Below are 15,632 nucleotides of genomic sequence, written 5' to 3' on the forward strand. Positions count from 1 at the left end.
AACGTGACCAATCGTGCCCACATTGACGTGCGGCTTGGTGCGTTCAAACTTTGCCTTGGACATGCCTCAACACTCCGTTTTGTTTTACTTTACAAGTTGTCGATGATCGTGGTGCCCACGACTGGACTCGAACCAGTGACCTCTCCCTTACCAAGGGAGTGCTCTACCGCCTGAGCTACGTGGGCGCTCAATAATTGCTGGAGCGGGTGATCGGAATCGAACCGACATCATCAGCTTGGAAGGCTGAGGTTCTACCGTTGAACTACACCCGCTCGGAATAACCGACTTCTTCCAAACCTCAAACTCTGGTGGAGGGGGCAGGATTCGAACCTGCGAAGGCTAAGCCAGCAGATTTACAGTCTGCCCTCGTTGACCGCTTGAGTACCCCTCCGGAAATCCTGCATCACGCCCGATCGGACGTTCCGACTACCCGACTTTCCAGACGAAGCCCGCAATTGTGTCCGATCCAGATTTACAAGTCAACCGCTTTGCACGATCAAAAGGCGCATACCCGGGCGCACGGCACCCCTCGGCGCGCCGGCCGAATGCGGACGATTTTCAAAGGCCTCTCAGGTGCCTGCTGACGGCAAGCCAGGAGCCGACAATACCCAGAATTCCGCTGCCCAGAATCAGGACTGCGATGATCTCCAGCGGCGGCGAGGCCAGGGCGAAATCACTGGCGTAGGCGCCGCTCAGGCGTCCGACCGGCCCGGAGAGCGCAAGCAGGGCGATTTCGATAAGCAGCCAGGCGGTCAGGCCACCGGCCAGGCCGTACCAGAATCCCGAGTAGAGGAAGGGTCGTCGCACGAAACCGTCTGTGGCGCCGACCAGTGACAGCACCCGGATTTCCTCGCGCCGGTTCTGGATATCCATCCGGATGGTGTTGCCGATGACGAACGCCACGGCCACGGCAAACAACACCCCCAGTACGATGGCCAGGCGTTCGAGCACGGCCAGAATGGCCTGCAGGCGCTCGAGCCACTGCAGGTCGATCACCACCTGGTCGACACCATCGGCTTCTTGCAGTCGTCGGGACAACGTCTCGGGATTCTGCCCGCTCTCCGGTGTGACCTCCAGCACCCAGGGAAGCGGATTGGTCTCGATCTGTTCGGATACGTCGTCCAGCCGAAGACGCCCGGTCAGTTCGGCCATGCCCGCCTGCGGGCTGATCGGATCGACGGCGACGATGCCCGGCCGCGCGCTCAGCTTCGAGGCCAACTGCATGGCGTCGCGTTCCTCGAGTTCGGCGTCGAGAAAGACCGAAATGGTGTCGAGCCGTTCCCAGCCATCGCTGATGCGTTCGGCATTTTCAAGCGTCATGTACAGCCCGGTCGGCAGACTCAGGGTAATCGCCAACACGACCACCGTCATCAGGCTGGCCACGGGATGGCGTACCAGAGCACCCAGCGAGGACAGCAGACTGTAGGCATGCCGCCGCGCCCAGGCCCGCAATCCACCCGGCCAGGGTACGCCGCCGGATTGACTGCCCCCGCGCCGGCTCACGAGACCGTCACCTGCTTCGCCGGCACGTCGTCGGCCAGTGTGCCGTCCTTGAGCACCAGCACCCGGCGCTGCAGGCGCCGAATCAAGTCCAGGTCATGGCTTGCGATCAACACGGTGGTACCGAGCTCATGGAGCGACACGAAGAACTGCATCAGCTCGGCGGAAAGCTCGGGGTCGAGGTTGCCGGTCGGTTCGTCGGCCAGCAACAGCGACGGCTTGGCGACGATCGCCCGGGCGATGCCGACACGTTGTTGCTGCCCGCCCGAGAGCATGGGCGGATACGAACGCTCCTTGTCGAGCAGACCGACCTTGTCGAGCGCCGCCCTGACCCGCCGCCGAATCTCCGGGTAGGCCACGCCGGCAATGACCAGCGGCAGTGCGACGTTGTCGAACACCCGACGATCACTGAGCAGCGCGTGCTCCTGGAAGACGATACCGATCTGCCTTCGCAGCCACGGAATCTGGCGGCGTGAAAGACGACCGACATTGCGCCCGTCGAACAGCACCCGTCCCCGGCTGGGACGTTCGAGCAACGCGATGAGCTTGAGCAGCGTGGACTTGCCGGCGCCGGAACGCCCGGTCAGGAACACCATTTCGCCGCGGCCCAGTTCGAAACTGATGTCCCCCAGCGCCTGGATGCCGCCGGGATAGCGCTTGGCGACCTGCTCGAAGCGGATCATGTGTTCACTCGTGACCATGGTCTCAGGAAAGCAGCTGGCTCATGGACATGATCGGCAGCATGATGGCGAGCACGATATAGAGCACCACCAGCCCGACGAGGAGGATCAGCGCCGGCTGAAGGACCGCCAGCAACAGCTGGCTCGCCGCCTGCAGTTCGCGCTCCTGCAGCCGGGCAGCCTGTTCGAGCATCGGGGCGAGTTCGCCGCTGCGCTCGCCACCGGCCAGCAGGCGACGGGCCATCGGCGGCAACCAGTCGAACTGCCCCAGGGCCCGCGTCAGCGACACGCCCTCGCGAACCTGGGCGCCGGCCGTGGCGACGTCAGCCCGGATCTGCCGGTTGCCGACCACTTCCCCGGCCACCCGCAGGGCATCGACCAGGGGCACCGTGCTGGCCACCAAAATAGCCAGGGTGCGCGTCAGCGTGGCGGTCTCCCGCGAGCGCGCCAGTCGACCGAGAACCGGCACGTTCAGCAGCCAGGCGTCAAATCGCTGGCGAATGCCCGGCTGCCTCAGCGCTACCACCGCACCGAAACCGAGCAAGACAAGAACGATCAGCAGCAGCCAGCCCCAGCCGGCGATGAAGTCCGACAGCCCGAGCAAGCTGCGAGTGAGCAGCGGCAACTCGCGCGAGGCCTGATCGAAAACGCCGACCACCCGCGGCACGACAAAACCGATCAGGCCCCAGACCACGGCGATGGCAATGACGGTCAGCACCACCGGGTAAACGAGCGCCAGCGAGAAGCTGCGCCGCATTTCCTCGCGCTGTTCGGCAAAGCCGGCGAGGCGATCGAGGACACCGTCGAGGGCGCCGGCCCGTTCGCCGGCGGCAACCGAAGCGCTGTAGAGCGGCGGAAACAGTCGCGGCTGTTCGGCCATGGCCGCCGACAGGCTCTGCCCCTCCATCACGCGCGCCCGGATGGCGCCGAGCTGGCGCCGCGAGCGGGACTGATCGGCCTGCTCGACCAGCACGGAAAGCGCTTCTTCCAGCGGCAGGCCGGCGGTCAGCAGCGTACTCAACTGACGCAGCAGCAGTGCGCGCTCCCGGCCCTGTCCGCCGAATCCGGCTCTGCCGGAACGCTGGCCCTCGTCGACTCCTTGCACTTCCAGCGGAATCAGCCCGCGCTCGCGCAGCTGCGCTCGCGCTGCGCGCGCACTGTCGGCCTGGACCACCCCGCGGGCGGTCGAGCCGGTATCGGTCAGTGCCTGGTATTCGTATGCTTGCATCAGGGTGTGCCGTCGGGTCGCGTGGTGCCGGGTGTGCAGTCCGTGGGGGCAGCTGGTTGCACAGCAGTCAGGTTCAGGCCGAAATTCGAAATCCGAAGCACCAAATTCGAAAAGTACGGCGAGCAACGGAATCGCCTCATCGAGGCGAGCGAGTCAATGTCTGGGATCGTTGAAATGGCAACCGTTTCGGTCATTCGAATTTCGAATTTGTTTCGTATTTGGTGCTTCGGATTTCGGATTTGACGTTCGTCAAGCCGTCCTCGTTACACGCAACACCTCCTCCAGCGAGGTCTTTCCCGCCAGCGCCTTGCGCCAGCCGTCGGCGAAGATCGACGGAGAAAGCTCGCGTGCCAGATCGTCCAGGGCCTGCTCCGAGGCGCCGTCGTGGATCAGTTTGCGCATGGCCTCGTTGACCGGCACCAGTTCGTAAATCCCTGTGCGGCCGTGATAGCCGGACTGGTCGGCCGGCAAGTCGTCCCCTGGCCGGTAAAGCGTGACCGGCTCGCCGGCATTCACGCCCAGGCGCTCGAGTTCGGCAACGTCGATCGTGTAGGCCTCGCGCGTAGCCGGATCGAGCACGCGCACGAGGCGCTGGGCCAGCACGCCGATCAGGCTGGAAGCCAGCAGGAAGGGCTCGACACCCATGTCGACCAGGCGTGCGATGGCGCCCACCGCCGTGTTGGTATGCAGGGTCGACAGCACCAGGTGGCCGGTCAGGCTGGCCTGTACCGCGATTCGCGCAGTCTCGAGATCCCGGATTTCGCCCACCATCACCACATCCGGATCCTGGCGCAGAATGGCGCGCAGGCCACGGGCGAAGGTCAGGTCCACCTTGGGATTGACCTGCGTCTGGCCGACACCGTCGAGATCGTATTCGATCGGATCCTCGACGGTCATGATATTGCGGCTGCGATCGTTGAGCCGCATCAGCGCGGCATACAACGTGGTCGACTTGCCCGAACCGGTCGGGCCGGTCACCAGCAGGATGCCGTGCGGGCGCTGGATCAGAGACTCCATCCGGTCGCGGGTGGCCTCGTCCATACCCAGTTCGGCCAGATCGAGCCGGCCGGCCTGCTTGTCGAGCAGCCTCAGCACCACGCGCTCGCCGTGGTTGGAAGGCAGCGTCGACACGCGAACATCGACCGGACGCCCGGCAATGCGCAGGCCGATGCGGCCGTCCTGCGGGACACGTTTTTCGGCGATGTCGAGGCGGGCCATGACCTTGATGCGCGAAACGATCAACCCGGCCAGGCCACGCGCCGGGGCCATCACCTCGCGCAGAACGCCGTCGACACGGAAACGGATCGACAGGCGCTCCTCGAAGGGTTCGAGATGGATGTCGGAAGCGCCCTCGCGAATGGCCTGGGTGAGCACACCGTTGATCAGGCGGATGATCGGGGCGTCGTCTTCGGATTCGAGGAGATCGGCCGGCTCCGGCAGATCCTCGGCCAGGCGCGCCAAGTCGAGTTCCTCGCCCAGATCCTCGGCGGCGTGCCGGGCCGAAGTGTCGTCGGCCTCGTAGAGCCCGGTTATCAGGCGGTCGAAATCCGCCTTCGACTGGCGCTCGATCTGAACCGGCCCGTCGAGCCGGCGGCGGACTTCCTGCACGGCAGCCACGTCGATCGGTTCGCGCACCACCAGCCGCGTCCGGCCCTGGCCGTCGCGTCCGGCCACCGTGACACCGCGCTTGCGCGCAAAGCCATAGGCCGGCCGGAACTCACTGGTCATCGCGACTCGAATCACCCGACTGGCCCGAGCCACTCGGTGTCTCCGGTGCAGCCTGCATGAACGCTTCGAGTTCGGGCAGCAGCGGCATCTGTTCCTTGCGCCCCAAACCATCGACCGACTCGCGCTGATCAAGCTGCAGGTCGCGGATCCGGGTGTATTTCGAACGTGTAATGCTGTCCATCAAGGCCTCGTCGTGCAGGATCTGCGGCCGGATGAACACCATCAGGTTGCGCTTGACCTTGCTGCTGGTTCGGTAGCGGAACAGCTCGCCGAGCAGGGGGATACGCCCCAGCCCCGGCACCTCTTCACGCCCCTCCTGCAGATCGTCGCTCATCAGACCACCCAGCACCAGGATCGAACCGTCGGGCACCATCACGCGCGTGGAGATCGTGCGCTTGTCGGTAATCAAATCGACCGCGCCGGTCGAGGGCGCCAGGGTCGAGACCTCCTGCGAGATGTTGAGCATGACGGCGTCACCCTCATTGATGTGCGGGGTAACGTTGAGCTTGACGCCGATTTCTTCACGGTTGATGGTCTGAAAGGGATTGACCTGGCCTTCGCTCGTCGACAGACCCTGACTGGAGAAACTGCCCGACAGGAACGGTACTTCCTGGCCGACGTTGATGCTCGCCTCGTGGTTGTCCAGGGTCACGATCGAGGGTGTGGACAGCACGTTGGTATTGGAATCGCTGGCCAGCGCCCGGGCCAGACCGCCGATCTCGAGCAACTCCATGCCGAGCAGGCTGGTCGTTCCGCCCACATAACCGAGATTCAGGCCGCGGCCGGGCAGCAGCATGTTGCCGTTCTCACCGCTGCCGAGACCGGCGCTGAGATTGATGATGTTGTTGCCGCCGGACTCGAAATTGGTTCCGCCGAAGAATCCGGAATCGCCCGACTCGAAAGCCTGCCACTGGATACCCAGTTCCCGGCTGGTGTCCACGGCCACTTCGGCGATGATCGCCTCGACCAGCACCTGGGCGCGACGGACGTCGAGTTGGTCGACGACCGACTCGATCGACCGGAAAGTCGAAGGCGGCGCCGTCACGACCAGGGCGTTGGTCTCGCCGTGGGCCTGAATGCGCGCCTTCGCCCCTTCCTCCGAATCGAGTTCCAGCATGCCTTCGAGTACCGGAACCAGGGTGTCGGCCGTGGCGTAGCGCAGGTAGATCACCCGCGTGCTGCCTTCGGACTCCAGCGGTGTATCCAGGTGGCTAATCAGGGTGCGCAAACGCAGGCGCCGGGCGGGGTCGCCGGAAAGCACGACGGTATTGCTGCGCTGGTCCGCCACCGCCGACTGCGCCCCGCCGTTGGCCGGGTAGATCTGGTTGATCAGTTGCACGACATCGGCGGCATCGGCATGCGACAGGGCAATCACCTCGACCTCCTGATCGATGGCCGCATCCAGTCGTTCGATGATGGTCTCGATGCGCCGGATGTTTGTGGCCCGGTCACTGACGATCAGGCTGTTCGAGCTTTCGTGGTGCACCATGTAGGCCGACTGCGGCAGCAACTGGCGCAGCAGTTGCGAGACCTCGCCGGCGTCGACGTGCTCGAGCTTGATGATGCGCGTGACCGGCTCGTCGCCGCCGCCGCGCATGTCGTCGACGGGAACGCGCCCGTCCTGGCGGGCATTGACGTCGGGTACCACCCGCACGGTCTCGTCATCGCCCACGGCGGCGTATCCGTGAACGCGCAGAATGGACTGGAAAACCTGCCAGACTTCCTCGTCGTCGAGCGATTGCGAGGAAATCACGGTGACCTGTCCGGATACCTGCGGATCGACGATGATCGAACGCCCGGTCATGTCGGCCACGGTCGTGATCAGGGCCCGGATGTCGGCGTCCTTGAAGTTGAGCACGTGGCCGTTATCTTCGGCCGCATCCTGCGCCAATGCCGGTAGCGACAGCGCCAGCAGGACGGCAGCCAGTCGAATTGATCGCATCATTTTGATTGCAGACTCCCCATGATTTGCTCGAGATCGGGCCGCAGCGTCATTTCCCGTTCGCCGCGACGCACCTTGATCGACACTTCCCCGCTCGACATGACGTCGGAGAACAGGCCCCGCACGGCCTGCGCCGACTCCAGCGGCTGGCCGTTGACCGCCAGAACGACGTCGTTGACTTCCAGGCCCAGGGCCTGGAACAGGCGGGCGTTGCGGCCGGGCCTGACCCGAAAACCGCCGCCGGAAACCGGCATGACCGAAATGGACTGGGCCAGCTCTCCGGCGTCCAGCCCGGCCGAGCGCGCAGCCTCGGGCAACGAGGCGACGCTGGCACCTTCCGGCGCGCTGAATCCGCGAATACCGGGCAGCTGCCGCGACGGCTCCTCGGCAACCTGTTCGGATCCGGACGTGCGGCTTGCCCGCCGGGCCCCGCTCGCGGCATCGGGATCCATGGCCAGCGTCTCGCGGCGACCGTCGCGCAGGATGATCACCCGGCGTGACTCGATGGCTTCCACTTCACCGCCTCCGGGCAGCTCGTCACCTGCGCGAAAGACATCCTCGCCCGACCCATCGATCGAGATGATGGCGTAACCCCGCTTGCCGGCCACGACACCTTTCAGGCGCAAGCGACTATCGGATACCGGAACCGGCTGCAGTGTTACCGCGGGCGAAGCGGAGCGGCCGAACAAATTCCAGCGAAACTCGCCGCTGGCACCGCCGACTTCGGGCAGCTGCGGAACCGGCAACGCCTGTGCCGATTCGACGGAAACACCGCCGAGCACCAGCCACATCGACCGCACCGCCAGCCAGACCACCGCCAGCGCCAGTACCGCGCTGCTCAGCATGGCCAGTCGCGATGACCAGGCGGGTGACATCATGGCGGACACGAACGATTCGGCTCCGGGGATTGCATCTGGCGGGAGATTAGCACAGACGGGGAGGACCGTTGTCTGGTTGGCTGGTTCGCTGGTTGGCTTGTTCGCTGGTTGAAGAAACGCAACTCCCCAAGCATGAGCGCACGTAGCCAAGCGTGTTCAGGGCCGACAGATCGTCCGTTGGGGATATGACCCCGATTACGCGGGTGGCAGTCGGGTATCCGGCCTCATCTCCTGTGACCCGAACCGCTGCCCCTGTTCGGTCCGCCCCGACCTCTTCCACCGCCGTGCCGGCCGCCGTGCTTCTTGCCGCTCTTCCTGGGCGGCGGCGCCGGGCGCTCGAGTTCGGGCAGATCGTCGGGATCGTGCTGCTCGACGGGCAGCTGCATTCCGATGTATTCCTCGACCTCGGGCAGGTGGAAGGCGTAGTCTTCGCAGGCGAAGCTGATGGCATCACCCGTTGCGCCCAGGCGGGCCGTGCGGCCGATGCGGTGGACGTAGTCGGCGGCTTCCTGCGGCATGTCGTAATTGATCACGTGGCTGACGTCGGGGATGTGCAGACCGCGTGCGGCCACATCGGTGGCGACCAGCACGTCGAGCTCGCCGTCGTGGAAGCGCTTGAGCAGGGTCTGGCGCTTTTTCTGCGGCACGCTTCCGGCCAGCATGGCGGCATTGAACCCGTTGGCCTTGAGCGTTCTCGCCACCCGGTCGGTCTGGTGGCGGGTGTTGACGAAGACCATTACGTGCCCGTCGACCATGCCCCGGAGCAGCTTGACCAGCAGCGGCAGCTTCTCGCTGTTGGACGGGTAGTAAACCACCTGGTGGACGCGGTCGCTGGTGACCTTCTCCTCCTCGAAACGGATGGTCTCTGCCTCGTTCATGTGCTCGTAGGCCAGCTCGGTGACCTTCAGCGGGAACGTGGCCGAAAACATCAGGGTCTGGCGCTTGTCGACCGGCGGCATCTTGCGGAATAAATAACGGATGTCGGCGATGAAGCCCAGATCGAACATCCGGTCGGCCTCGTCGAGCACGGCCACCTCGATCACCTTGAGGTTGTAGACGCCCTGCTTGAGGTAGTCGATCAGGCGCCCGGGCGTGCCGATCAGGATGTCGACGCCGGCGGCGATCTGTTCGCGCTGCTTGTGGTAGTCGACACCGCCGTAGGTCAGCACCGAACGCAGGCCGGTGTGCTTGCCCAGCAGCTCGGCGTCGCGATGGATCTGGATGGCCAGCTCACGTGTTGGCGCAATGATGATCGAGCGGGGATTCGGCCCGGGGCCGATCGAGTCGGGCGAGAGCAGGCGCTGGAAAACGGCCAGCAGGAAAGCGGCCGTCTTGCCGGTGCCGGTGCGGGCCTGGCCGGCCACGTCGCGCCCCGCCAGGGCCAGCGGCAGCGTTCTCTCCTGGATCGGCGTGCAATATTCGAAACCGGCATCGGCCAGGCCGCTCTGGATATCGGGGTGAAGCTCGAAGGAATCGAAACGGGTGTCGGTCAGCACCTGCTGGGCGCCAGTGTTTTCGGTCACGGAAATAATGTCGTCCTTGAAATTCTGAGTGATTGCCTTGAACTAGCGTGTGATCATGGATGGCTTCAGGCCATCGAGACCCGTTTTGATCGGGAATGTCAACACACAGGCGAGCATGGCATAGTATATTGTCAATCGTCCGTTCCTGCCGAGCCCGGACGCAAATCGCCGCCCCGACCCCCACCGCAAGGAGCAAATAGAGCCGTGAGCGACAACATCATCCATGTAACCGACAGTGATTTCGAGGACAACGTTCTCAAGGCCGACGGACCGGTCCTGGTCGACTACTGGGCCGAGTGGTGCGGGCCGTGCAAGATGATCGAGCCCATTCTGCACGAGTTGGCCGACGAATACGGCGACAAGCTCAAGATCGCCAAGCTCAACATCGACGAAAACCAGCAGGTCACCAGCCGCTACAAGATTCGCGGCATTCCGACCCTGATGATTTTCGAAAACGGCGAGCACCAGGGCACCAAAGTGGGCGCCTTGACCAAATCCGCGCTGAAGTCCTTCGTCGAAGAAACCATTTGAGGCGTTTGGCCCCGGGCCGGATGATCCGGCCAATTTGCGCGCCACGGCTGGACTCGGCCGCCGAATGGTGCTAACTTTACGGTCTATGGGCGGGTCACCGTCCGGCAGTTCCTGAATTCCCGTTACCCTTCCCGGACCTCCGGGACAATATGCGATAGAACCTGACCATGGTCCTTTTCCGGTCACCGCGACCGGCAAACCTCCCTGTTCGCCCGCGGTGTGCCCAAAGACTTCCGTTAAAGACACTCAAGCGATGAATCTGACCGAACTCAAGAAGAAATCCGCCAAAGATCTGGTCGAGATGGCCGAGGAACTCGGCATCGACAACATGGGGCGCTCGCGCAAGCACGACGTCATCTTTGCCATCCTCAAGGCCAAGGCCCAGAAAAAGGATGCCATCTACGGCGACGGCGTACTCGAGATCCTGCAAGACGGCTTCGGCTTCCTCCGATCGGCCGAGGCCTCCTACATGGCCGGGCCCGACGACATCTACGTCTCGCCCTCGCAGATCCGCCGCTTCAACCTGCGCACCGGTGACTACATCTCCGGCAAGATCCGCCCGCCCAAGTCCTCGGAACGCTACTTCGCCCTGCTCAAGGTCGAAGAGCTCAACTACGACAAGCCCGAGCACTCGAAGAACAAGATCCTGTTCGAGAATCTCACCCCGGAGTTCCCCAGGGAACAACTGCTGCTCGAGCGCGGCAACGGGTCCACCGAGGACATCACCGGGCGCATCGTCGACCTGATCGCCCCCATCGGAAAGGGCCAGCGCGGCCTGGTGGTCAGCCCGCCCAAGGCCGGCAAGACGATGATGCTGCAGAACATCGCCACGGCGATCCGGGCCAACAACCCGGAAACCCACATGATCATCCTGCTCATCGACGAGCGCCCCGAGGAAGTCACCGAGATGGAGCGCGGCGTCGACGCCGAGGTGATCTCGTCGACCTTCGACGAGCCGGCCACGCGCCACGTACAGGTCGCCGACATGGTCATCGAGCGGGCCAAGCGCCTGGTCGAGCACAAGCACGACGTGATCATCCTGCTCGACTCGATCACCCGCCTGGCGCGCGCCTACAACACGGTGGTGCCCTCTTCCGGCAAGGTACTTACCGGGGGCGTGGACGCCAATGCCCTGCAGCGGCCCAAGCGCTTCTTCGGCGCGGCGCGCAACATCGAGGACGGCGCCAGCCTGACCATCATCGCCACCGCCCTGGTCGACACCGGCTCGAAGATGGACGAGGTGATCTACGAGGAGTTCAAGGGTACCGGCAACATGGAGATCCACTTGAGCCGCCGGATCGCCGAGAAGCGCATCTACCCGGCAATCGACATCAACCGCTCCGGCACCCGCCGTGAAGAACTGATGATCGGCAACGACCAACTCCAGAAGACCTGGATTCTGCGCCGCATCCTCCATCCCATGGACGAAAGCCAGGCGATCGAGTTCATGCTCGACAAGCTCAAGGTCACCAAGACCAACGAAGAGTTCTTCAATTACATGAAGCGGTGAGGCCGCTTCCCGGATGAACGGCCGAATTGGCCGTTTCTGCCGGCTGGTAGGCCTGCGCGGCTAGATTCTGTTGGCTGGTTGGCTGGTTGGGCAGTCTGAATTGACACTGGTCGCCATTCCAGGTTTTTTCGTCACCGTCGGGGTTACGCGGCGAAGCCGCCCCGCAAAATCCGGCAGGTGCCGAACCAGCCAACAAGCGAACTAGCTAACCAGCGAACGTCCTCTACCGGCAAGCAACCCGAGAATTTCGCCAGGGCGCCCTCTCGTTCACTCCGCGTTGACATTTCCCGCCTAAACTTGCGCTTTCACAGATGTGAAGGAGCGAGAGAATGTCCGAAGCAGCCCTGCCCCAGCCAACCATTCTGCTGGTCGAAGACCACGACGACCTGGCCGCGACCATCGGCGCCTGGCTTGAAGACGCCGGCTTTGCCGTCGATTTTGCCGCCGACGGCGCGATTGCGTTGAACCTGGTCGGCGAAAACGATTACGACGCCATCGTGCTCGACCTGATGCTGCCGCGCATCAACGGGATACGCGTAGCGGAGAAGCTGCGCGACGACGGCGTGGCCACACCGATCCTGATGCTCACCGCCCGTGACCAGCTCGACGACAAGATCGAGGGTTTCAATGCTGGCGCCGACGACTACGTGGTCAAGCCATTCGAAACCGAAGAGCTGATCGCCCGTCTGCGCGCCCTGATCCGCCGAGCCCGCGGTGAGACCGCCGAGGGCCAACTCAAGGTCGGCGACCTGGTATTCGATCCGCGCCTGATGCGTGTGGAGCGTGCCGGTGAGCGCATCACCCTGTCACCGACGGCGATGCGCATCCTGAAAGTCCTGATGCGGGAATCACCCCGCGTGGTCAGCCGCGAGCAGATCGAGAACGAACTCTGGGGCGACACCCTGCCCGATTCCGACACGCTCAGAAGCCACGTCTACAACCTGCGCAAGGGCATCGACCGCCCGTTCGAGCACAAGTTGCTGCATACCGTGCAGGGGATGGGATTCAAGCTGGCGACGCCGGAAGATGCCTGACCGGTGGGGCGTCCGCTGTGCCGAGGCATTGGAAACCGGTGGAGGTGATAACCGCTTACACGACAGACTCCACCAAGAAAGCACCAAATCCGAAATTTCAAATCCCAAACAAATTCGAAATCTCAATTTTCGAATGACAGAAACGGCATTCGGTGCCATCGGCTTGGGACAGGGGCAACGGCGGCGTTAGGAGCCCCGCCCCTGCGGCTCGTTACTTCCCGGATTGGAGCAGCTCCGCCACGCGGTCCCAGTAGGCCTTCCGCAACTCGCGCCACTCCATCCGGAACCAGGGCGCCACGTCAGCTGCTTCGTCGGCAATCAAAGCATCCACTTCTTCCGGGGCCAGGAATCGCCAGCCGTCGATCTCGGTGGGATTGGGTCGCACGTCGCTTTCGGCCGTGCGGCCGATATAGACCCAGCAAAGCTCGTTTTCGGCACCCAGATCCCCGTAATTGGCCTGGTACTGGAACTTGTAGACGAACTCGAGTTCGGCCGTCACGCCCAGCTCTTCCCGGGTGCGTCTGACGGTCGCCTCGTCCATGTCCTCGCCGGCGCGCGGATGCGAGCAGCAGCTGTTGGCCCAGTAACCCGGCCACAGACGCTTCTCGCCGGCACGTTGCTGGACGAGCAACCGGCCCTGCGCGTCGAACAGGAAGACCGAAAAGGCGCGGTGCAGAATTCCCTCTCCGTCGTGACACGCGCCCTTCGAAAGTGTTCCGATCTCCCGGTCAGCCGCGTCGACGAGGATCAGCTCCTCGCTGTCGGACGAGACCACTCGTTCCGGGCCGGCCTGCTCAAGCGCCACCGATCGGCACCTCCAGCGCGTTGTAGCCGGCCTCACGAATGGCTCGGGCCACGCGCGCGCTTTCGCCGGGGCAGAGCGCGATGATTGAACCACCGCCACCGCCGCCGGTGAGCTTGGCACCGACGGCGCCGTTGTTGCGTGCGACCTGCAACAGTTCCTCGAGCTCCCAGCTGGAAACCTGCATGGCGTTGAGCAGCCCCTGGCAGACGTTCATCAGTTCACCGAGCGTGTCGTAGTCGCCGGTCTTGAGCGCATCCAGGCCGTTACCGGCCAGGGTGTCGATCTCGTCGAAGATGCGCTCGTAGAGATTCGGGTTCTTCTTCCAGGCCTCGCGCACTCTCGCGACCGTGCGCGCAGTCAGGCTTTCGACGCCGCTCATGCCGATGACGATCGGCAGCGGCTCGGCCACCTCGATCACCTCGCGCTGCGGCTGCTCGCCGTTGCGAAACAGCATGAACTCGCCCCAGGTGGCCAGCGTGTTGTCGATACCCGAGGGCGTACCGTGAGCCACCTTCTCGCACTCGAAGGCCAGCTCGTTGATGCGTTCGTCGCTCAAGCCCAGCGAGAAATGCGCGTCCATGGCGCGGATGACGGCCACCGCCAGCGCGGCGGAGCCGCCCAGCCCCATCGCCCGGGGCACGTTGGGAAAGACCTCGATGCGCATGCCGCGCCCGCTCAGGCCCAGGGCCTCGAGCACGCGCGCCATCGACCGGGCGAAGGACTGCGGATGCTTGGCGGTGAAGTCCAGGCGCTGCTCCACACCCCAGCGTGGAATGATCAGTTCCACGCCTTCGCGTGCGTCCTCGACCCGGGCCTGGATGGCCAGCGGAATGGGCGCGGCGATGGCGCGGCGGCCATAGACCACCGCGTGCTCGCCCAGGAGAATGATCTTGCCGTGCCCGGCGCCCAGCTTTTCGCCCTCGAGCGTCTCCTGTTCGTCTCGACGCTCGTCTTCACTTGCCTTGACAGTCGGAGGCTCGGTCTGCGAGCGCACCTCGGTGATAAGCTCCTCGGCCTTCCAGATCTTGATCTCGCCGGAGGCGATCAGCCGCTCGACCACCGTGTCGAACAGTTCCGGCGGCGTGCCGGCGGCGGTCGCCACGGAACGGGCATGCAGGGTCATGTGTCCTTGCTGGATGCCCTCGGTCACCAGCGCCCGAATGGCGGAGAAGTTCTGGGCCAGGCCGACGGCCCCCATGACCTCGGCCAGTTCCCTGGCCGATTCCACGCCGAGCAAGCGCATGTTCAGCGCCACGGTCGGATTGGTCTGCAGCGGGCCGCCGACCGTGCCGACCTTGATCGGAATCTCGAGTTCTCCGATCAGGTCGCCGTTTTCGTCCTTGAACCACTGCGTCAGCGAGGCATAGCGACCGCCGCGGGCGGCAAAGGCATGCGCACCGGATTCGATCGCACGCCAGTCGTTGCCGGTCGCCAGGGCCACGGCGTCGATGCCGTTCATGATGCCCTTGTTGTGGGTAGCCGCCCGGTAAGGGTCGATGCGGGCAAAATCGTTGGCCACGATGATGCCGTCGCGCACCTGCTCGCCGTCAAAGCCCTTGCCCGTGAGCTGGTCGACGGGGATTCGCACTCGCGCCTTGACCAGGGCGCGGTCGGTCAGGTTCGAGAGAATCCGCAGGAAGACCCGGCCATCGGCAATGGTCTCGACCAGCGAGGCGACGCCCTCGCACATGGTGTTGACCAGATTGGCGCCCATGGCGTCGCGAGTATCGACCAGCAGGTGAACCACCACCATGTCGCCGCCCGGCCCCTGCGAAGGATGGATGAACACTTCGAGGTCGCGTGCGCCGCCGCCGCGGGCGATCATCTTCGGGTGCAGGCTGTTGGCCAGGTTGAGAATCTCGGACTTGCGCTGCAGCAAGGCGGCCTTGGCGCGCGCGGGGTTGGCCACGTCGACGATCTGGACCTGGCCGATGAGCTGCGGCTCCGTGCTTTCGACCGCGAAGCCGCCGGACTCGCGTGCGAGTTTGGCCGCCGACGAGAGAGCGGCGACGATCGAGGGCTCCTCGACGACCAGCGGCACCACGTATTCCTTGTCGTTGATCAGGAAGTTCAGGCCCAGACCGACAGGCAGCCCCATGACGCCGATGACGTTTTCGATCATCTTGTCGGCCAGTTGCACCGACAGCGTGTGGCTGCCGGACTGCAGATCCTTGTAGTCGTCCGGACCGAGGAGACCGCGATCGCGTACGGTCCGCACCCGCTCGGGCACGGACATTTTGTAGAAACGGGGAATCCGGGATCGTTCCATCAGC

The 15,632-nt window shown here is 64.3% G+C and carries 12 protein-coding genes and 3 tRNA genes; 3 read left to right on the forward strand and 12 right to left on the reverse strand.

What is annotated here, in order from left to right; all coding sequences use genetic code 11:
* Positions 1–109 precede the first annotated feature (109 nt).
* The 10 genes from DZK26_RS10725 to DZK26_RS10770 form a co-directional block, all read right to left on the reverse strand.
* Positions 110–185 (reverse strand) — tRNA-Thr (locus tag DZK26_RS10725).
* 13 nt (positions 186–198) lie between these two features.
* Positions 199–272 (reverse strand) — tRNA-Gly (locus tag DZK26_RS10730).
* Positions 273–306: 34 nt separating this feature from the next.
* A tRNA-Tyr gene (locus tag DZK26_RS10735) sits at positions 307–391 on the reverse strand.
* Between the two features lie 167 nt (positions 392–558).
* The gene (gene ftsX / locus DZK26_RS10740) at positions 559–1,503 is read right to left on the reverse strand and encodes a permease-like cell division protein FtsX (protein ID WP_147306579.1); all 945 of its coding nucleotides are present in this window, start codon (positions 1,501–1,503) and stop codon (positions 559–561) included.
* A complete protein-coding gene (ftsE, locus tag DZK26_RS10745; RefSeq protein ID WP_116896926.1) occupies positions 1,500–2,183 on the reverse strand; it encodes a cell division ATP-binding protein FtsE in 684 nt (227 codons plus the stop codon). The genes ftsX and ftsE overlap by 4 nt, the downstream gene beginning before the upstream one ends.
* A 22-nt stretch (positions 2,184–2,205) precedes the next feature.
* On the reverse strand, positions 2,206–3,408 hold the full coding sequence (gene gspF / locus DZK26_RS10750; RefSeq protein WP_147306578.1) for a type II secretion system inner membrane protein GspF: 1,203 nt from the start codon (positions 3,406–3,408) through the stop codon (positions 2,206–2,208).
* A gap of 249 nt (positions 3,409–3,657) precedes the next feature.
* On the reverse strand, positions 3,658–5,136 hold the full coding sequence (gene gspE / locus DZK26_RS10755) for a type II secretion system ATPase GspE (RefSeq protein ID WP_116896916.1): 1,479 nt from the start codon (positions 5,134–5,136) through the stop codon (positions 3,658–3,660).
* Positions 5,126–7,081, reverse strand: coding sequence for a secretin N-terminal domain-containing protein (locus DZK26_RS10760; RefSeq protein ID WP_116896915.1), 1,956 nt, complete (start codon positions 7,079–7,081; stop codon positions 5,126–5,128). Before DZK26_RS10760 ends, gspE begins: the two co-directional genes overlap by 11 nt.
* Positions 7,078–7,956, reverse strand: coding sequence for a type II secretion system protein N (locus DZK26_RS10765; RefSeq protein WP_116896914.1), 879 nt, complete (start codon positions 7,954–7,956; stop codon positions 7,078–7,080). Before DZK26_RS10765 ends, DZK26_RS10760 begins: the two co-directional genes overlap by 4 nt.
* A 224-nt stretch (positions 7,957–8,180) precedes the next feature.
* Positions 8,181–9,479: a DEAD/DEAH box helicase gene (locus DZK26_RS10770; RefSeq protein WP_181918231.1), complete on the reverse strand. Its 1,299-nt coding sequence runs from the start codon at positions 9,477–9,479 to the stop codon at positions 8,181–8,183.
* Between the two features lie 204 nt (positions 9,480–9,683).
* Here DZK26_RS10770 and trxA point away from each other — a divergent pair, with 204 nt between their 5' ends.
* The 3 genes from trxA to DZK26_RS10785 all read left to right on the forward strand — a co-directional run bounded on the left by trxA (position 9,684) and on the right by DZK26_RS10785 (position 12,554).
* Positions 9,684–10,010 carry a thioredoxin TrxA gene (gene trxA, locus DZK26_RS10775; protein WP_116896913.1) on the forward strand — a complete coding sequence of 109 codons (327 nt, stop codon included), beginning with the start codon at positions 9,684–9,686 and terminating at the stop codon, positions 10,008–10,010.
* 253 nt (positions 10,011–10,263) lie between these two features.
* Positions 10,264–11,520 (forward strand): transcription termination factor Rho, encoded by a 1,257-nt coding sequence (gene rho, locus DZK26_RS10780; RefSeq protein WP_116896912.1) that lies wholly within the window; start codon positions 10,264–10,266, stop codon positions 11,518–11,520.
* A gap of 329 nt (positions 11,521–11,849) precedes the next feature.
* A complete protein-coding gene (locus tag DZK26_RS10785) occupies positions 11,850–12,554 on the forward strand; it encodes a response regulator transcription factor (protein WP_116896911.1) in 705 nt (234 codons plus the stop codon).
* A 211-nt stretch (positions 12,555–12,765) separates the two neighbouring features.
* On the opposite strand, the gene idi is transcribed toward DZK26_RS10785, so the two are convergent.
* Both idi and DZK26_RS10795 read right to left on the reverse strand, forming a co-directional pair.
* Positions 12,766–13,359: an isopentenyl-diphosphate Delta-isomerase gene (gene idi / locus DZK26_RS10790; protein ID WP_220336975.1), complete on the reverse strand. Its 594-nt coding sequence runs from the start codon at positions 13,357–13,359 to the stop codon at positions 12,766–12,768.
* Positions 13,349–15,628 (reverse strand): hydroxymethylglutaryl-CoA reductase, degradative, encoded by a 2,280-nt coding sequence (locus DZK26_RS10795; RefSeq protein ID WP_116896910.1) that lies wholly within the window; start codon positions 15,626–15,628, stop codon positions 13,349–13,351. The genes idi and DZK26_RS10795 overlap by 11 nt, the downstream gene beginning before the upstream one ends.
* Between the last annotated feature and the right edge of the window lie 4 nt (positions 15,629–15,632).

Origin of the sequence: Wenzhouxiangella sp. 15190 (assembly GCF_003417465.1) — a bacterium.
In the GTDB taxonomy this organism is placed as follows: Bacteria; Pseudomonadota; Gammaproteobacteria; order Xanthomonadales; family Wenzhouxiangellaceae; genus Wenzhouxiangella.

What these genes read in the sequence shown, in the direction of transcription:
- ftsE (WP_116896926.1), bottom strand. Translation starts at nt 2,183, where the DNA reads ATGATCCGCTTCGAGCAGGTCGCCAAGCGCTATCCCGGCGGCATCCAG.
- gspF (WP_147306578.1), bottom strand. Translation starts at nt 3,408, where the DNA reads ATGCAAGCATACGAATACCAGGCACTGACCGATACCGGCTCGACCGCC.
- gspE (WP_116896916.1), bottom strand. Translation starts at nt 5,136, where the DNA reads ATGACCAGTGAGTTCCGGCCGGCCTATGGCTTTGCGCGCAAGCGCGGT.
- DZK26_RS10760 (WP_116896915.1), bottom strand. Translation starts at nt 7,081, where the DNA reads ATGATGCGATCAATTCGACTGGCTGCCGTCCTGCTGGCGCTGTCGCTA.
- DZK26_RS10765 (WP_116896914.1), bottom strand. Translation starts at nt 7,956, where the DNA reads ATGATGTCACCCGCCTGGTCATCGCGACTGGCCATGCTGAGCAGCGCG.
- rho (WP_116896912.1), top strand. Translation starts at nt 10,264, where the DNA reads ATGAATCTGACCGAACTCAAGAAGAAATCCGCCAAAGATCTGGTCGAG.
- DZK26_RS10785 (WP_116896911.1), top strand. Translation starts at nt 11,850, where the DNA reads ATGTCCGAAGCAGCCCTGCCCCAGCCAACCATTCTGCTGGTCGAAGAC.
- DZK26_RS10795 (WP_116896910.1), bottom strand. Translation starts at nt 15,628, where the DNA reads ATGGAACGATCCCGGATTCCCCGTTTCTACAAAATGTCCGTGCCCGAG.